At 64.4% G+C, this 17,709-nt stretch carries 15 protein-coding genes and 2 tRNA genes; 1 reads left to right on the top strand and 16 read right to left on the bottom strand.

Features of this window, described 5'->3' with window-relative positions; translation table 11 throughout:
* Positions 1 to 10: 10 nt before the first annotated feature.
* The 10 genes from AC3XQU_RS19755 to AC3XQU_RS19710 all read right to left on the bottom strand — a co-directional run bounded on the left by AC3XQU_RS19755 (position 11) and on the right by AC3XQU_RS19710 (position 9,969).
* Positions 11 to 1,108, bottom strand: coding sequence for a polysaccharide biosynthesis/export family protein (locus AC3XQU_RS19755; protein WP_489875868.1), 1,098 nt, complete (start codon positions 1,106 to 1,108; stop codon positions 11 to 13).
* A 151-nt stretch (positions 1,109 to 1,259) separates the two neighbouring features.
* Positions 1,260 to 2,558: a TonB C-terminal domain-containing protein gene (locus AC3XQU_RS19750; protein ID WP_489875867.1), complete on the bottom strand. Its 1,299-nt coding sequence runs from the start codon at positions 2,556 to 2,558 to the stop codon at positions 1,260 to 1,262.
* A 514-nt stretch (positions 2,559 to 3,072) separates the two neighbouring features.
* Positions 3,073 to 4,026, bottom strand: a complete 954-nt coding sequence (locus AC3XQU_RS19745; protein ID WP_489875866.1) for an MBL fold metallo-hydrolase — start codon at positions 4,024 to 4,026, stop codon at positions 3,073 to 3,075.
* Positions 4,027 to 4,146: 120 nt separating this feature from the next.
* Positions 4,147 to 4,479, bottom strand: coding sequence for a DUF5710 domain-containing protein (locus tag AC3XQU_RS19740; protein WP_489875865.1), 333 nt, complete (start codon positions 4,477 to 4,479; stop codon positions 4,147 to 4,149).
* A gap of 139 nt (positions 4,480 to 4,618) precedes the next feature.
* Positions 4,619 to 4,695, bottom strand: a tRNA-Arg gene (locus AC3XQU_RS19735).
* A 64-nt stretch (positions 4,696 to 4,759) separates the two neighbouring features.
* A tRNA-Pro gene (locus AC3XQU_RS19730) sits at positions 4,760 to 4,836 on the bottom strand.
* A 74-nt stretch (positions 4,837 to 4,910) separates the two neighbouring features.
* On the bottom strand, positions 4,911 to 6,251 hold the full coding sequence (glmM, locus tag AC3XQU_RS19725) for a phosphoglucosamine mutase (protein WP_489875864.1): 1,341 nt from the start codon (positions 6,249 to 6,251) through the stop codon (positions 4,911 to 4,913).
* A gap of 24 nt (positions 6,252 to 6,275) precedes the next feature.
* Positions 6,276 to 7,124: a dihydropteroate synthase gene (gene folP, locus AC3XQU_RS19720; protein ID WP_489875863.1), complete on the bottom strand. Its 849-nt coding sequence runs from the start codon at positions 7,122 to 7,124 to the stop codon at positions 6,276 to 6,278.
* A 93-nt stretch (positions 7,125 to 7,217) separates the two neighbouring features.
* Entirely contained in the window at positions 7,218 to 9,104 is a 1,887-nt protein-coding gene (gene ftsH / locus AC3XQU_RS19715) for an ATP-dependent zinc metalloprotease FtsH (RefSeq protein WP_489875862.1), read from the bottom strand.
* 217 nt (positions 9,105 to 9,321) lie between these two features.
* A complete protein-coding gene (locus tag AC3XQU_RS19710) occupies positions 9,322 to 9,969 on the bottom strand; it encodes an RlmE family RNA methyltransferase (RefSeq protein WP_489875861.1) in 648 nt (215 codons plus the stop codon).
* 42 nt (positions 9,970 to 10,011) lie between these two features.
* Between AC3XQU_RS19710 and yhbY the strand changes: the two genes are divergently transcribed.
* The gene (gene yhbY, locus AC3XQU_RS19705) at positions 10,012 to 10,482 is read left to right on the top strand and encodes a ribosome assembly RNA-binding protein YhbY (RefSeq protein ID WP_489875860.1); all 471 of its coding nucleotides are present in this window, start codon (positions 10,012 to 10,014) and stop codon (positions 10,480 to 10,482) included.
* Positions 10,483 to 10,533: 51 nt separating this feature from the next.
* Here the strand turns inward: yhbY and AC3XQU_RS19700 are convergent, their stop codons facing one another.
* The 6 genes from AC3XQU_RS19700 to AC3XQU_RS19675 all read right to left on the bottom strand — a co-directional run bounded on the left by AC3XQU_RS19700 (position 10,534) and on the right by AC3XQU_RS19675 (position 17,705).
* The gene (locus AC3XQU_RS19700) at positions 10,534 to 11,016 is read right to left on the bottom strand and encodes a DUF4149 domain-containing protein (protein ID WP_489875859.1); all 483 of its coding nucleotides are present in this window, start codon (positions 11,014 to 11,016) and stop codon (positions 10,534 to 10,536) included.
* Complete coding sequence (gene greA, locus AC3XQU_RS19695) at positions 11,016 to 11,495, bottom strand: transcription elongation factor GreA (protein ID WP_489875858.1); 480 nt, start codon at positions 11,493 to 11,495, stop codon at positions 11,016 to 11,018. Before greA ends, AC3XQU_RS19700 begins: the two co-directional genes overlap by 1 nt.
* Before the next feature lie 126 nt (positions 11,496 to 11,621).
* Positions 11,622 to 14,852 carry a carbamoyl-phosphate synthase large subunit gene (gene carB / locus AC3XQU_RS19690; protein ID WP_489875857.1) on the bottom strand — a complete coding sequence of 1,077 codons (3,231 nt, stop codon included), beginning with the start codon at positions 14,850 to 14,852 and terminating at the stop codon, positions 11,622 to 11,624.
* Positions 14,845 to 16,032 carry a glutamine-hydrolyzing carbamoyl-phosphate synthase small subunit gene (gene carA / locus AC3XQU_RS19685; protein WP_489875856.1) on the bottom strand — a complete coding sequence of 396 codons (1,188 nt, stop codon included), beginning with the start codon at positions 16,030 to 16,032 and terminating at the stop codon, positions 14,845 to 14,847. Before carA ends, carB begins: the two co-directional genes overlap by 8 nt.
* Positions 16,033 to 16,355: 323 nt before the next feature.
* Complete coding sequence (locus tag AC3XQU_RS19680; RefSeq protein ID WP_489875855.1) at positions 16,356 to 16,766, bottom strand: GlcG/HbpS family heme-binding protein; 411 nt, start codon at positions 16,764 to 16,766, stop codon at positions 16,356 to 16,358.
* Positions 16,767 to 16,787: 21 nt separating this feature from the next.
* Positions 16,788 to 17,705, bottom strand: coding sequence for a patatin-like phospholipase family protein (locus AC3XQU_RS19675; RefSeq protein WP_489875854.1), 918 nt, complete (start codon positions 17,703 to 17,705; stop codon positions 16,788 to 16,790).
* Between the last annotated feature and the right edge of the window lie 4 nt (positions 17,706 to 17,709).

Genomic DNA, 17,709 nt, shown 5'->3' with positions numbered 1-17,709 from the left:
ACTTCTCCGGTCAAGGCCTGGTGGTGACGCCGACGGCCGAGGTCAGCGCGCCCGGGAACAGCATGCTCAGGTGGCGGTTCCAGTTCGCCAGCGGGGAAGCGGCGACGTAGACGACGTCCTTGGGACGCAGTTCGAAGGCTTCGGCCATGCCGAGCGCCCCCCTGGCGCGGGCGTCGAGCCGGAACACGCGCGTGCGCTCCGGCGTCTTGCGCACGACATAGACCTGGCGCGCGTCGCCGCTCAGCGGGCTGATGCCGCCGGTTTCGCCCAGGGCCTCGTTCAGGGTCAGGCGGCCGTTGTGCATGGTGAGCGCCTTGGGCGTGATGACCTCGCCGGAAACGAAGACCTTGCTCTCGTTGCGCGAGTGGACGCGCACCACGTCGCCGTGCGCCAGCAGGATGGTGCCGGGGTTGACGCCTTTCTGGACCAGCTCGCGCAGGTTGACCGTATAGCGCCGCTCGCCGCGTTCGAGGACGATCTGGCTCTGGTCGGCATTGGGAAGCATGCCGCCGGCGCGGTTGAGCGCTTCCACGAGCGTCATGGGAATGTCGTCGATTGCCTGCAGGCCCGGCGTGCGCACCTCGCCGTCGACATAGACCCGCCTGCTGCGGTAGGACTGGACGCGCAGCGTGACATTCGGCTGGGCCAGATAGCGTGCGAGTTTTTTGGCCAGCAGGTCGCGGGCCTGCTCTTCGGTCAGGCCTTCCATGCTCAGCAGGCCAACCAGCGGAAACTGGATGCGCCCCAAATGGTCTACTCCGAAGCCGGGCGTGGCGGCATTCGGCGGCGCCGTGCCGGGGTTCGCGGAGGTGACCGTGTTCATGCCCCCCGCCGCCAGCTCGGGGTGGTCCCAGACCACGATCGAGAGGATGTCGCCGCGCCCGATGGTATACGGAGGCGGCTTGGCGACGAACAGCGGGCTGAGATCCTGGCGCGCCTGCCCGGCCGTGGCCTGGCGCTCCGCTGCGATCAATTGGTCGGTGATGAGCTCGGTAGGCGGCGCGGCGCTGCCGTCCGCGCTGTCTCCACCCGCCGGAGAATCGAAGCCGATACCGGTAGCGCATCCGGCCAGCGCCAGCACCAGCGCGGCCGAACAGCCTCCCTTCATTGCACTCAAACAAAACAAAGCCATGATTGTTGCCTATCAAAAATGGGCCGTTACTTGAGCCGTTCAGCTCAGCGTACGGGGTCCATCAGGCTTGGCTTTGCAGCGCATCAAAGGTCGAGCCTTGGCAGCCCGGCCCGGTACTGGTAGCGGATCAGCGCAACTCTTCCATGAGCTTCAGGCCATCGGCAAAGGCCCAGACCCGGCGGATCTCGATGACGTCGAAGCGCGCCGCGACATTCGGGGGAAAGGCCGAGTAGCGCTCGTTCAGGCGCACGAAGCGGCGCACCGCCTCGTCCATGTCGGCGCGGCCGCTCGAGCGCACGATCGTCACCTCATCGATACTGCCGTCGCTGCGCAGCGACACGCTGACCAGGGGATCGATGCGCACCTCGCGCGACGCGAAGCGCGCGCCGCCCAGCACCGCATTGCGTTCGAGCTTCTGGCGCACGCTGTCGACGTACAGGCGCAAGGGCACGTCGCGCTCGGCGCCGTCGGCGACGACGCGGCGCCCGTCCGGCTGCGCTTGCGGCGGCCGGGCCGGGGGAGCTACGCCCGGGATGGTGACCCCGCGCAGCAGTTCGCGCGCGCGGCTGCCGACGTTGCCGGCCAGGGCGCCGGACGGGATTGCCCCGCTGCCGCCACCGATGCCGGGGCCCGTGGCCGGGCCGGCGCCTGCTTGTGCGCCGCTTGGGGGGAGCGCCGCTTGCCGGCGGGCGGACTCGGCGGCAGCCTGGCGCGCGGCTTCGCCGGCCTGCCGGGCCAGCCGTTCTGCCTGGGCACGTTCGTCGGCCTCGCGGCGCGCGCGCTCCTCGGCCAGGCGGCGACGCTCAAGTTCGTCGAGCCGTGCGCGCTCGGCCTGTTCCTGCGCCTGCCGCAGTGCTTCCTCGCGCTGGCGCTGGACAAGCTGTTCCGTTACCAACCGCGCCTGCTCCGCGCGCCTGCGCTCGGCCAGCTCGGCGTCGCGAGCGGCGGCTTCGTCGGCCAGCCGCTGTTCGGCCTGGCGGCGCAGCAGTGCGTCCTGTTCGCGCTGCCGCTGCGCCGCCGCTTCGGTGTCCAGACGCTGGCGCTCGTCGTCCTCGCGCTGCCGTTCCAGTTGCTGCTGGCGCTGCCGGGCCAGCCGCAGGTCGACAGCTTGCTGCTCGGCCTGCTGTTGCGCGCGCCGCGCTTCGGCCTCGCCTTCGGCTGCGGCCAGGCGCTCGCCCTCCTGCGCCTGGGCAGCCAGGCGCGCAGCCTCGGCCTGCTCGGCGGCTTCACGGGCCAACAGCGCCGGATCCGGGCTGTCTGGCGTGTCAACCGGCGCCGGCGCGGGCGTAATTTCCTCAGTCTCGGCTTCCGGTGCGGCATCCGCGAGCAAGGATTCCGGCGCGGCGTCGACTTCGGGGAGCGGTACGGTAAAAGCGGAGTCGGGCCGTGCGTCGGCTGCGATCAAGGGTGTCGGGACGGGAAGCATCCGGCGCTTGGGCGTGGCAGGCCGGCTGCGCTTGGGTGGCCGGGACGTGGCCGGCCGGCTGGCCACCACCGGATCGACAGGCTTTGGCGCCAGGGGGTCAACCAGTTGCAGGCCGCCGGCGGCGGGTGGCGGCGTGGGAGCCGGGGGCACGACAGTGGGCGGCAACGGCTCTTGCGCTACAGACGGCGACGGCGGCACTTCGGCGACAGGCGGTAGCGGCGCCAGCACCACCGTGATCGGGCCACCTCCGCCGGCATTGCTACCTGCCAGTCCGAACTGCAGCGACAGCAGCAGCGCGTGCAGCAAGACCGACACCGCCACCCCGGCCGCGAGGCGCCGGTCGGTATGGCCATGGGACGGGTGTCGACTGCTTGCGTTCGCTGGAGGCATGCCGGTCCTGATGCAACATTGTCAAGCTGGCATCTTAGCGTTTACTCAGCAGTATGGGGAAGCGCGCACGATAGGAATCGCCCACGGCGGCAGGCTGCGTCAATATCGTCCGACGGTTCCCGGGTCAGCGCTGCACCGGTGCGAACCCGTAGGTCTGCCCATGCGCCAGGTAGACGACGTCCTTTTCCAGGCCGGCCGCCTTGACCTCGCGCGCGAACTCCTCGAGCGGCGACTTGAAGACGTCGTAATCGTTGTAGTGGATCGGCACGGTCTTTTTCGGCCGCACCACCTGCATCATGCGCACGCCGTCCTTGCCGTCCATCGTCACCTTGACTACGCCAAGGATGCGGGTGCCGCCGAGGTGCAGCAGAGCCAGGTCGATATTCGGGAAGCGTTGCGGGATGGCGCGGATGTCGTCGTACACCAGGGTATCGCCACTGATATACATGCGGTAGTCGGGCACGGCCGGATTGGCGCCGAAATCGAGCACCGAGCCCATGGTTTTCGGCAGCAGTGCGGCAACGCCCGCCGGACCGTGGCGGCCGGGGGCGGCCGTGATGCGCAGGCGCGATGCACCCTTGCTCACGTCGACGCGATCCCAGGTACTCAAGCCATAGGTGCGCGTGAAGCCCATGCGCTTGAGCCGTTCGCCGGCTTCCTTGGTGCTGATGATGGGCGTGGCGCGGTTGAGCCGCTCCTGCACCTTTTTGTCGAAATGGTCGTCATGGAAATGCGACAGCACGACCAGGTCGATTGGCGGCAGGTCTTCGAAGCGAATGGCTGGATTGGTCTGGCGCTCCGAGGTCAAGCCATAGCCCAGGTGCACGTGCTCGCCCTTGTGCAGGAAATTCGGGTCGGTCAGGATGGTGAAGCCCTGGAAGCGGATGATGACGGTGGCCGTGCCGATGAACTGCACCGTGCCCGCATTCGCGTCCTGGGGCAGCGCGCCGGCCGGCAGCTGCAAGCTAAAGTTCTCGCCCTGCGCCGGCGTCGCGGTCGCGTCGGCCTGGGCTTGGCCGAACGGGGCCCACAGCGCGGCCAACAGGAGACAGGTAGGGAACAATCGTACGGCAGGCATGGAACGGTCTCCGGAACATGCGCGTCCCGGAGCGGTCCGCGCTTGACGGAACGTTAACACGGCAGGTAAGAAACCGCCGTTCGCTTGCCGGAACGATCGACTGGCGCGGGGGCAGCCGGGCTAGAGCTTGGCGACCACGCCGGCCAGTTGCTGGCGCGCCTTCTGCCATGGCGTGCCGCTCAGGGCCGCGCCGCAGCGCTCGCACGGCTCGAAGGGATTGCAGCCATGTTCCAGCGCCACATAATTGGTCCCGACCACGGTCTTGCCCTGGTAGCTGTCGACCCGTCCGCCGCCAGCCGGTGCGGCGGTCTCGCCGCCTTGGCCCGCCCATTTTTCGAAAGGGGCAGTGGCGACGCCGTCGGGAACATACCAGCGGCGCTTGGTGGGATTCCAGCGGGCGCCGAGCGCCTTGGCTTCGTCCTTCTCGGCATAGGGAACAGTCAGGAAAAGCATGGTGTCGAAAAGCGTCCAGATGAGCGACCGCGGCGGGAGGCCGGGGTCCGGACCGTGATCTTACTGCAAGGGGAAGAAATCGCGAAGCCCGAGCCGGGTGCACGCCAGGCTTGCCTGCAAGGAAGGACGTGACGGGAGGTGGCCTGCCCAGCAGGAATCGAACCTGCGACCCTCAGCTTAGAAGGCTGATGCTCTATCCAACTGAGCTATGGGCAGAAACTGCAATGCCCGAAGGCAAAAACAAAACGGGCTGTCCGAAGACAGCCCGCAGGAAAAACTGTGGTCGGAGTACAAGGATTCGAACCTTGGACCCCCTGGTCCCAAACCAGGTGCGCTACCGGGCTGCGCTACACTCCGAATAAGCTGAATGATACTCCCCCGGAGGGACTACGTCAAATCGGCGTGCCCGGTTTGGCGACGGCTGTTGCCCCTTATGCAGCGAGCTTGTCGGCAATCCTGCGCGCCATGCTTTCGGCGAGTTCGGCTTCCTTGGCTTCGACCATCACCCGGATCAAGGGCTCGGTGCCGGACGCACGGATCAGCACACGGCCGGTATCGCCGAGCTCGCGCTCGACGGCTTCTTTCTCGGCGACGACGGCGCTGTTGCTGGTCCAGTCGAAGCCCGGCGCCACTTTCTTGTTGATCAGCGTTTGCGGATACAGGGTCAGTTCGCTGCAGCATTCGGCCAGCGAGCGGTTGCTGCGCTTGAGCGCCGACAGGACCTGCAGCGCCGAGACGATGCCGTCGCCGGTCGAATGCTTGTCCAGCGCCAGCAGGTGGCCCGAGCTCTCGCCGCCGAACAGCCAGCCGCGCTCCTGCATGACTTCGAGCACATAGCGGTCGCCGACCTTGGCGCGTGCGAAGCCCACGCCGAGTTGTTTGAAGGCCACTTCCAGCGCCATATTCGTCATCAAGGTGCCGACGGCCCCTGCCACCGGGCCGGTCGACATGCGGTCGCGCACCATCAGGTAGAGCAGCTCGTCGCCGTTGTAGACGCGGCCGGTGGCGTCGACCATGATCAGGCGGTCGGCGTCGCCATCCAGCGCGATGCCGAGGTCGGCCTTGTTGGCGACGACCGATTCGGACAGCGCTTTCGGCGCGGTGGCGCCAACGCCGGCGTTGATGTTGAAGCCGTCCGGCTGGTTACCGATAGCGATCACTTCCGCGCCCAGCTCGTGGAACACGTGCGAAGCGATGTTATAGGCGGCGCCGTGGGCGCTGTCGACCACGATCTTCAGGCCGCGCAGGTCGAGCTCGTTCGGGAAAGTGCTCTTGCAGAATTCGATGTAGCGGCCCTGGGCGTCGCGCAGGCGGGTGGCGCGGCCGAGCTTGTCCGAGGGCACGCAGCCCATCGGCTGGTCGATGGCGTCTTCGATTTCCATCTCGACCGCATCTGGCAGCTTGGTGCCGTGTTCCGAGAAGAACTTGATGCCGTTGTCCTGGAAAGGATTGTGCGAGGCCGAGATCACGACGCCGGCCTGCAGGCGCAGCGCACGTGTCAGGTAGGCGATGGCCGGGGTCGGCATCGGGCCGGCCAGCATGACATCCACGCCGGCTGCCGAGAAGCCCGCTTCCAGCGCGGCTTCGAGCATGTAGCCCGAAATGCGGGTGTCCTTGCCGATCAGGACGACAGGACGGCCACTGGCCGGTTTGCTGCCCTTGGCCAGCACCTTGCCAGCCGCATAGCCAAGGCGCATGACGAAGTCGGGAGTAATCGGCGCGGTGCCTACCAAACCGCGAATGCCATCCGTACCGAAATATTTACGTGCCATTCTTGTTCTCTTTTCTTTCCGTGATTATTCGTTGTTGGCCGCGTGCCATACCTTCAGGGCATCGACCGTATCTGCTACATCATGCACACGCACGATTCTAGCGCCATGCGCTACCGCAGCCAATGCCCCACCGACACTGCCTGCAATACGTTGTTCAACTGGCCGCCCAGTGACGGCCCCAATCATCGACTTGCGCGACAGGCCGGCCAGCACCGGCAGACCGACGTCGTCGCCTATCCGCTTCAAACCGCGCAGCAAGGCATAGTTGTGTTCGACCGTCTTGCCAAAGCCAAAGCCGGGGTCGACGCAGATGCGCTCGCGCGCAATGCCCTCGCCCACCATCGCGTCGACCCGCGCCTGCAGGAAGGCAATCACCTCCCCCACCACATCGGTATAGGCCGGCGCTTGCTGCATGGTTTGCGGCGTGGCCTGCATGTGCATCACGCACAATCCGCAATCGCTGTCGCGCACCGCATCGAGTGCGCCCGGCGCGCGGAAGGCATTGACGTCATTGATCATGTCGGCCCCGGCAATAATCGCTTCGCGCATCACTTCCGGCTTGCAGGTATCGACCGACAGCGCGACCTCGAGCGTGCGCAGCGCGTACAGCACCGGCATCACGCGCGCCAGCTCTTCTCCCAGCGGCACGCTGGGCGAGCCGGGCCGCGTGGACTCGCCGCCAATGTCGATCATGGTTGCGCCCTCGAGCATCATCTGCTCGGCGTGCGACAGCGCGAACTCGAGACCCTGGTAGCGCCCGCCGTCGGAGAACGAATCCGGCGTGACATTGAGGATGCCCATCACGACCGGATGGCTGGCGGCGGGGCCGTCCAGCGCGAAGCTGAACTGGCCGCATTGCAAATTCTTTGGCATGGAGGGAAAGACGCGGGCGGGATGCGTTAACGGACAAAAGGCATCCGGAGGGATGCCTTTTGCGGGGGTGAATCAGGCGATCAATTCAAGCGATCAAGCCGGCGCAGTGGCGTTCGGCGCCACGCCACCCGAGCCGCCGTCGCCCGGAGGGGTGCGCTTGGTCAGGATGCTGGTTGGCGACTGGCGTGGCTCGCGGCCGGCCATGATGTCGTTGATCTGCTCGGCATCGATCGTTTCCCAATCGAGCAGCGCCTTGGTCATGGCTTCGACCTTGTCGCGGTTTTCTTCAAGCAGGCGGCGCGACAGCGCGTACTGCGTGTCGAGGATCGCGCGGATTTCGGCGTCGACTTTTTGCTGGGTCGCTTCCGAGATGGTCTTGGTGGCGCCGCCGAAGAAGCCTTCGTTCTCGCTGTCTTCGTAGACCATCACGCCCATGCTCTCGGACATGCCGAAGCGGGTCACCATCGAGCGCGCCAGCTTGGTGGCACGGGCGAAGTCGTTCGATGCGCCGGTGGACATCTGGCCGACGAAGATCTCTTCGGCAATGCGGCCGCCGAACAGGATCGAGATTTCTTCCAGCATCTTGTCCTTGTAGCCCGACAGGTTGTCGTGCTCGGGCAGCTGCCAGGTCAGGCCGAGGGCATAGCCGCGCGGCATGATCGTGACCTTGTGCACCGGATCGGCTTTCGGCAGCAGCTTGGCCACCACTGCGTGGCCCGACTCGTGGTAAGCCGTGTTGCGGCGCTCTTCCTCGCGGATGATCATCGACTTGCGCTCCGGACCCATGTAGATCTTGTCCTTGGCGTCTTCGAAGTCGATCATCTCGACCAGGCGCTTGCTGCGGCGCGCGGCGAACAGCGCGGCCTCGTTGACCAGGTTGGCCAGGTCGGCGCCCGAGAAGCCCGGGGTGCCGCGCGCCAGGATGTCGGCCTTGACGTCGGTGCCGATCGGCACCTTGCGCATGTGCACGTTGAGGATCTGCTCGCGGCCGCGGATGTCCGGCAGGCCCACCATCACCTGGCGGTCGAAACGGCCCGGGCGCAGCAGCGCCTTGTCCAGCACGTCGGCGCGGTTGGTGGCGGCGATGACGATCACGCCGGACGAGGCTTCGAAGCCGTCCATCTCGACCAGCAGCTGGTTCAGCGTCTGTTCGCGTTCGTCGTTGCCGCCGCCCATGCCGGCGCCGCGGTGGCGGCCGACGGCGTCGATCTCGTCGATGAAGATGATGCAAGGCGAATGCTTCTTGGCGTTCTCGAACATGTCGCGGACACGGGACGCACCCACGCCGACGAACATCTCGACGAAGTCGGAACCCGAGATCGAGAAGAACGGCACCTTGGCCTCGCCGGCGATGGCGCGCGCCAGCAGGGTCTTACCGGTACCCGGAGGACCGACCATCAGCACGCCGCGCGGAATGCGGCCGCCCAGTTTCTGGAACTTGGTCGGGTCTTTCAGGAAGTCGACGATCTCGCTGACTTCTTCTTTCGCTTCGTCGCAACCGGCGACATCGGCGAAGGTGACGGTATTGTTGGTTTCATCGAGCATGCGCGCCTTGCTCTTGCCGAACGAGAAAGCGCCGCCCTTGCCGCCGCCCTGCATCTGGCGCATGAAGAACACCCATACGCCGATGAGCAGGAGCATCGGGAACCAGGAAATAAAGACCTGCTGCAGGAACGAAGGCTCTTCCGGAGGCTTGACGTCGAAGCGCACGCCGTTCTCGCGCAGGTCGCCGATGAGGCCGCGGTCGAGGATGGTGGCGGTGGCGCGCACCTTGGTGTCGTCCTGGCGCGTCGCGGTGATGTTGGAACCTTCGATGACCACGTCCTTGATGCGACGGGCCTTCACATCGTCGAGCAGCTCGGAATAAGCAATGGTCTTGCTGCCGCCGGCAACGCTATGGTTGTCGAACTGCTTGAACAGCATGAACAACAGCAGCGCAACGACCACCCAGATGGCGGATTTGGAAAACATATTATTCACGAAAACTCCTCCGATGCGATTGCATCTCTACCGATATCAGTATCGCGATTTTAACCGCAATAAGCCGACACTGCCACGCAAGGTCGGCAATAGTGCCAAAACGTCATATTTGCATGTTCAACAAGCAGCGCAATTGCGTGCGATACCGGCCTCACGCGGCAGATGTGCGGTTGCCGCGCCGAATATCAAGGGCTAAAACGGCCTCAATCAGTGCTTTTTACGCTGCGGGATTTTTCAGACCACGCCCAAGCAGGAAAATTTCGGACGACTTGTCGCGGCTCGCCTTGGGTTTGACCTGTTTCACAGTCTTGAATTCCATCCTGAATTTCTCCAGTATCTGGGTAAATCCCATATCTTTGAAGCATTTCACCAGCAATCCGCCGGCCGGTTTCAAATGATGTTGAGAGAACTCAATAGCCAGATCGATCAAGTGTTCCATCCGCGCAGCGTCCGCGGTTGGAATGCCCGACAGGTTGGGCGCCATGTCGGACAGCACGAGGTCGACCTGGCGCCCCTGCAGCACCACATCGAGCTGGTCCAGCACTTCTTCTTCGCGGAAGTCGCCCTGGATGAATAAAACGTCGGCAATCGGTTCCATCGGCAGCATGTCCAGCCCGATGATGGTGCCGTGGATACCGCCGCCGTCCTTGCCCGCCAGCTTGCGGCGCGTGTATTGCGCCCAGCTGCCGGGCGTGCAGCCGAGGTCGACGATGACCTGGCCCGGCTTGATCAGTTTTTCGCTTTCGTCGATTTCCTTGAGCTTGAATGCCGCGCGGGCGCGGTAGCCTTCTTTCTGGGCCAGTTTGACGTATGGGTCGTTAATATGGTCGTGTAACCAGTTTTGGTTGGATTTGTTCTTGGCCATTCGCGTAGAATACTGCTTTTAAAGGTACATCTAAAAATTATTATGCTTAAACTCACCCCGGCCGAGCGCAGCGCACTGCGCGCCGAAGCCCATGGACTGAATCCCGTTGTCATGATCGGCGAATCCGGCCTGTCCGAATCGGTCATGAAAGAAGTTGCTGCCAGCCTCGACGCGCATGGCCTGATCAAGGTCCGCGTCTTCGGCGACGACCGCGAAGCCCGCATCGCCATGTACGAACAGATCTGCGCCGAACTCGATTGCGCGCCGGTCCAGCATATCGGCAAGCTGCTGGTGGTCTACCGCCCGAAGAAGGAAGTGGTCAAGGAACGCAGCACCAAGTCCGGCAAGGGCATGCGCGAAGTCACCATCGTCAAGGCCAGCGCCAGCGGCACCAAGAAGCCGAGCGTCACCAAGGTCATGATCAAGGGGAACGAGCGCGTGACCGCGGGCGGCAACATCAAGCGCGCCAAGCCGCGCCAGGCCAGCACCAAGAAGAATTCGCTGAACAAGTAATGTTCGCCATGCGAGGCAGAAACCGGGGCGACCCGGTTTTTTTTCGCCTGTTCAGCGGCTCTTGAGGACGAGGAAGGCCGCCAGCACGCTTTCGATCACGTGGAACAGCTGCGACACCCCGTGCATGACGGCAAACTGGGTCCAGTAGGGCGAGGCACGCACCCCACCCTCCCCCGCCAGCACGCGCATCTGCGCCATGGCCGGCTGCAGGCCGACATACATCACCAGCGCGCAGGCCAGCATGGCCAGCACCAGCAGGTAGAGCGGTCGCCGGCGCGCCGGATCGAGGTCGGGCGAGAACCGCACCAGCACCAGGATCAGGGCCGCGCAGCCGAAGGACACCCAGGCCAGGCGTGCCAGCAGGCTGGCGACGACGTCACCCGCCACGCTGCTCGGCACCGAGGCAAACACCGCGGGCGCGGCGACATACCCCAGGGCCCACAGGCTGCCGGCCCACAGCACTGCCACCAGAAGCCGTGCACCGGCCAGGCGCGCAGCCGGGCGCGCGGGCACGGGAGCGGCGGCTGCCTTCATCAGATGTAGCGCACTTCCAGGATTTCGTATTCGCGCGGGCCGGACGGCGCCTGCACTTCGACCACGTCGCCGGCATACTTGCCGATCAGGGCGCGCGCGATCGGCGAGGTCACCGAGACCTTGCTCAGTTTCAGGTCGGCTTCATCGAGGCCGACGATCTGGTAGGTGACCTTGGCGCCGTTGTCCAGGTCTTCGAGGTCGACGGTCGAGGCGAACACCACGCGGCCTTCGGCATCGAGCGTGGCCGGGTCGATGATCTGCGCAGCGGAGAGCTTGCTTTCCAGTTCGGCGATACGGCCTTCCACGAAGGCCTGGCGCTCTTTCGCGGCATCGTATTCGGCGTTCTCGGACAGGTCGCCATGCGAGCGCGCCTCGGCGATCGCGTCGATCACGATACGGCGCTCCTTGGTCTTGAGCTGGTGCAGCTCTTCTTTCAGGAGTTGAGCGCCGTATTTGGTCAATGGGACGGTATTGTTCATGTCAGTCTATGTGTGCGTTTTTAGAGGTACCAAGTGAAAACCACAGAGTACGCACGCCCAAGGGCGCACGAGCTCTGTGGTTTGACGGGGTACTGCTTCCAGCTTACTGCATTGCTGCTTTCACGCCTAGTTTAAGGTTTTATGCAGCCCTTGTAAATCGTACACCTGGAGTTCGTCGATATGGCGCATGCCTTCGATCGCCGCTTCCGCGCCGGCGATCGTCGTGTAGGTCACCACGCGCGACTGCAGCGCCGAGGTACGGATGGTGCGCGAGTCGGTCACCGCCGAGCGCTTTTCCTCGACCGTATTGACGACCATGACGATCTCGCGGTTCTTGATCATGTCGACCACGTGCGGGCGCCCTTCCATGACCTTGTTCACCGCACGCACCGGCATGCCGGCCGCCGCGATCACGGCCGCCGTGCCCTTGGTCGCCACCAGCGAGAAGCCCAGCGCCACCAGCTCGCGCGCCACGCCCACTGCGCGCGGCTTGTCGGAGGCCTTCACCGACAGGAACACGGTGCCCTTGGTCGGCAGGATGATGCCGGCCGCCAGCTGCGACTTGACGAACGCCTCGCCGAAGGTCATGCCCACGCCCATGACTTCACCGGTCGATTTCATTTCCGGCCCGAGGATGGTATCGACGCCCGGGAATTTCACGAACGGGAACACCACTTCCTTGACGCTGTAAAACGGCGGGACGACTTCCTTCAGGATGCCCTGCTGCGCCAGGGTCTGGCCCACCATGCAGCGCGCAGCGATCTTGGCCAGCTGCAGGCCGGTGGCCTTCGACACGAAAGGCACGGTGCGCGAGGCGCGCGGGTTCACTTCCAGCACGAACACGGTATCGACCGTCTTGCCGTCCACTTCCGACTGCTGGATCGCGAACTGCACGTTCATCAGGCCGACCACGTTCAGGGCTTTCGCCATCAAGGACGTCTGGTGCTTGAGTTCCTCGATGGTCGCCGAGGACAGCGAGTAAGGCGGCAGCGAGCAGGCCGAGTCGCCCGAGTGCACGCCGGCCTGTTCGATGTGTTCCATCACGCCGCCGATGAAGGTGGCTTCGCCGTCCGAGATGCAGTCGACGTCGACTTCGATGGCGTCGTTCAGGAAGCGGTCCAGCAGCACCGGCGAATCGTGCGAGACCTTGACCGCCTCGCGCATGTAGCGCTCCAGGTCGCGCTGCTCGTGCACGATCTCCATCGCGCGCCCGCCCAGCACGTAGGAAGGACGCACCACCAGCGGATAGCCGATTTCCTGGGCCAGTTCGAGCGCCTGGCTTTCGGTGCGCGCGGTGCGGTTCGGCGGCTGGCGCAGGCCGAGCTGTTGCAGCAGCTGCTGGAAACGCTCGCGGTCTTCGGCGGCGTCGATCATGTCGGGCGAGGTGCCGATGATCGGCACGCCGTTGGCTTCCAGGTCGAGCGCAAGCTTCAACGGCGTCTGGCCGCCGTACTGCACGATCACGCCGACCGGCTTTTCCAGCTCGACGATTTCCAGCACATCTTCCAGCGTCAGGGACTCGAAGTACAGGCGGTCCGAGGTATCGTAGTCGGTCGATACGGTCTCGGGATTGCAGTTGACCATGATGGTCTCGTAGCCGTCTTCGCGCATCGCGAGGGCCGCGTGCACGCAGCAGTAGTCGAACTCGATGCCCTGGCCGATGCGGTTCGGGCCACCGCCCAGCACCATGATCTTCTTCTTGTCGGTCGGGTTGGACTCGCACTCTTCGTCGTACGTGGAATACATGTACGCGGTATTGGTCGCGAACTCGGCCGCGCAGGTATCGACCCGCTTGTACACCGGGCGGATGCCGAGCGCATGGCGGCGCGCACGCACGGCGGCCGGCGTGGTCTGCATCAGGAAGGCCAGGCGGCGGTCCGAGAAGCCCTTCTGCTTGAGCTTGTAGAAGGTCGGCTTGTCCAGGCTCTCGAGCTTCTGGTGGTCGAGCCACAGCTCGATGTCGACGATCTCCTTGATCTGCACCAGGAACCACATGTCGATCTTGGTAAGGTTGTGCACCTCGTCCAGGGTGAAACCCTGGGCAAAGGCGTCGCCCACGTACCAGATGCGGTCCGGGCCCGGCTCGCCGAGTTCTTCTTCGATCTTCTCGCGGTCGCGGGTCTTCTCGTTCAGGCCGTCGACCCCCACTTCCAGGCCGCGCAGGGCCTTCTGGAAGGATTCCTGGAAGGTGCGGCCCATCGCCATCACTTCGCCCACCGATTTCATCTGCGTGGTCAGGTGCTTGTCGGCGGTCGGAAATTTTTCGAAGGTGAAGCGCGGGATCTTCACGACGACGTAGTCGATCGACGGCTCGAACGAGGCCGGGGTCGCACCGCCGGTGATCTCGTTGCGCAGCTCGTCCAGCGTGAAGCCCACGGCCAGCTTGGCTGCAACCTTGGCGATCGGGAAGCCGGTGGCTTTCGACGCCAGCGCCGAGGAACGCGAGACGCGCGGGTTCATCTCGATGACGATCATGCGGCCGTCCTTCGGGTTGATCGCGAATTGCACGTTCGAGCCGCCGGTGTCCACGCCAATCTCGCGCAGCACGTCGATCGACGCGTTGCGCATGATCTGGTATTCCTTGTCGGTCAGCGTCTGCGCCGGCGCCACGGTGATCGAGTCGCCGGTGTGCACGCCCATCGGGTCCAGGTTCTCGATCGAGCAGATGATGATGCAGTTGTCGTTCTTGTCGCGCACGACCTCCATCTCATACTCTTTCCAGCCCAGCAGCGACTCTTCGATCAGGAGCTCGTTGGTCGGCGAGGCTTCCAGGCCGCGCTTGCAGATCGCTTCGAATTCTTCTTCGTTGTAGGCGATGCCGCCGCCGCTGCCGCCCATCGTGAAGGACGGGCGAATAATGGTCGGGAAGCCCAGCTCGCGCTGCACGGTCCAGGCTTCATCCATCGAATGCGCCACGCCCGAGCGTGCCGAACCGAGGCCGATCTTGGTCATCGCGTCCTTGAACTTGGAACGGTCCTCGGCCTTGTCGATGGCTTCCGGCGTGGCGCCGATCAGCTCGACCTTGTATTTTTCGAGCACGCCATTGTGGTGCAGGTCGAGCGCGCAGTTCAGCGCGGTCTGGCCGCCCATGGTCGGCAGGATCGCGTCCGGACGCTCCTTGGCGATGATGGTCTCGACGACCTTCCAGGTGATCGGCTCGATGTAGGTGACGTCCGCCGTTTCCGGGTCGGTCATGATGGTCGCCGGGTTGGAGTTCACCAGGATGACCTTGTAGCCTTCTTCGCGCAGGGCCTTGCAGGCCTGGGCGCCCGAGTAGTCGAATTCGACCGCCTGGCCGATAACGATCGGGCCGGCGCCGATGATCAGGATGCTTTTGATATCACTACGCTTAGGCATTTACTTCTCCTGCATGTTCTTTTTTTTCCGCCGCTTGCATCAAGCCGATGAAACGGTCAAACAGATAGGCGACGTCAGTCGGTCCTGGCGAGGCTTCCGGGTGGCCCTGGAAGCAGAAGGCTGGCTTGTCGGTGCGCTCGAAGCCCTGCAGCGAGCCGTCGAACAGCGACACGTGGGTCACGCGGCAGTTGGCCGGCAGGGTTTCCGGGTCGACCGCGAAACCGTGGTTCTGCGAGGTGATCAGCACCTTCTTCGAATCCAGGTCCTGCACCGGGTGGTTGGCGCCATGGTGGCCGAATTTCATCTTCATCGTCCTGGCGCCGGAAGCCAGCGCCATGATCTGGTGGCCGAGGCAGATGCCGAAGGTCGGGATGCCCTTCTCGATCAGCTCGCGGCTTGCCTTGATGGCGTAGTCGCAGGGTTCCGGGTCGCCCGGGCCATTGGCCAGGAAGATGCCGTCCGGGTTCAAGGCCAGCGCGTCGGCGGCCGTGGCTTGCGCGGGCAGCACCGTCACTTTGCAGCCGCGCTCGGCCAGCATGCGCAGGATGTTTCGCTTGACGCCGTAGTCGAAAGCGACCACGTGGTATTGGGGATTTTCCTGCTTGCCGAAGCCGGAGCCCAGTTTCCACTCGGTTTCGGTGAATTCGTAGGACTCCTTCACCGACACCACCTTGGCCAGGTCCATGCCGGACAAGCCAGGGAAGGAGCGCGCCAGTTCCAGCGCCTGTGCTTCCGAGGGCTGGTTGCCTTGCGTGCCGGTCAGGATGGCGCCGCCCTGCGCGCCCTTCTCGCGCAGGATGCGGGTCAGCTTGCGGGTATCGATGCCCGCGATGGCGACCACGTTTTCTGCCTTCAGGTAGTCGGCCAGCGACATGGTGGAACGGAAGTTCGATGCCAGCAGCGGCAGGTCGCGGATGATCAGGCCGGCGGCGTGGACTTTCGACGCCTCGACGTCGGCGGCGTTGACGCCGTAGTTGCCGATGTGCGGGTAGGTCAGGGTGACGATCTGACGCGAGTAGCTGGGATCGGTGAGGATTTCCTGGTAGCCGGTGATCGCAGTGTTAAACACCACCTCGCCGGTCGTGTGGCCGGCAGCGCCAATGGAATGTCCTCTGAAAATCGTTCCGTCTGCGAGGGCCAGGATGGCCGGGACGGCTGGGCCAGAAAAAAATGGCGGCAAGGGTAACTCCCAATAAAGTTACCGTAGCTGCGCCACGTCAGACCGACATCCAAAGTGCCCGGGCGGACTGAACGTGCCGGGAAATGGATATCAAGTTGAATGAGGGATGATGGGTAGGCGCTACGGCTGATGTGTGAATGGCTAAACTTCCAAATTATAGCGCGAAACCGCTGTATTCGGCAATGCAGCAATTTTATAGAAGTGCCGCTATTTTTGCCGGGACAGGTCGGGGAAGTCGGCGCGGAAACAAAGCGCTGGTGCCCTGGCGACATAAAAGAAAAGGCGCCACGCGGGCGCCTTCATGCGCAGTCCCGCTGCCTGGCTCAGCCGTTGCCAAGGGCGGCAATGCCTGCCTTTGCGATCTGCGCGTCTTCAGTCGACTTCACACCCGACACGCCAACGGCGCCGATCACGTGGCCGTCAATGATGACCGGCACGCCGCCTTCCAGCATGCCTTCGATCTCGGGCGCAGACAGGAAGGAAGTGCGGCCGTTATTGATCAGGTCTTCGTAGATCTTCGATTCACGCCGTCCCAGCGCTGCCGTCTTTGCTTTGGCCGGGGCGATGTGCGAGGAAATCGGCGCGGCGCCGTCGAGGCGCTGGAACCACAACTGGTGGCCGCCGTCGTCGACGATGGCAATGGACACGGCCCAGTTGTTATTCAAGGCTTCGCTTTCCGCAGCAGCGGCGATTTTCTTGACGTCCTCGAGGGTGAGGTAAGGTTTCGATTGCATGTCGGTTCCCGTATTCCTGGTTTAGTTGGCTTGCTGCTTGGCCTTGAGCTTGGCCTTAATCTGCGGCATCAGGGCTGCGGCCGCCTGCTCGCCGGCGAGGATCGCCAGGTTGCGGCTGCCGAAATCGCTGCTGCCCATGTTGCCCAGCGCCGGCGTGACGACGACATCCGCTTCCTTCAGCTCGAAATGATTCAGGCGCTGGCCCATGATGCTGAAGGTCTGCATCAGGACGTCGAGCGAGCTGGCGGTGGCCGCCCCTTCGGTCGCGCTGGAGATGTTGACGGCAATAATGAAATCCGCGCCCATGTCCTTGACGAACTTAACCGGCACCGGCGCCACCAGGCCGCCGTCCACGTACGAATTGGCGCCGATCTTGACCGGCTGGAAGACGCTCGGCACTGCCGACGAGGCGCGCACCGCCATGCCGGTATTGCCCTTGTTGAACAGGATCGGCTGGCCCGTGCGCAAATCGGTGGCCACGGCGCCGAAGCGGATCTTCAGGCGCTCCATCGGCACATTGTTGACGGCCTTGTTGACGTAGCTTTGCAGGGCCTCACCCTTGAGCACGCCAGTGGATTTGCCGAACAGCGGCAAGGCCCAGTCGGAAATCGTCGCCTCGTCCATTGCCATGGCGGTCTTTTGCAGCGCAAAGCCGTTCAGGCCGGATGCGTAGAGCGCGCCGACCACCGAGCCGGCACTGGTGCCGACCACGATTTCCGGCACGATGCCCTGCGCTTCGAGCGCCTTGATGACGCCGATGTGGGCAAAGCCGCGCGCGGCGCCGCCGCCGAGGGCCAGGCCGATGCGGACCTTGCGCGGCGCGACCGGTGGCATGGCCTGCTGGGCAACCGGGGCAACGGGGGGCGGTGTCGGGGTGCTGCCGCAGGCGCTCAGGAACAGCGCGGTGCAGGCAATCAGGGAACTACGGCGAGAGAACATAGAC

The sequence above is a fragment of the Telluria sp. AZSoR62 genome, assembly GCF_058111565.1.
This window is presented reverse-complemented; position numbering and strand designations above follow the sequence as displayed.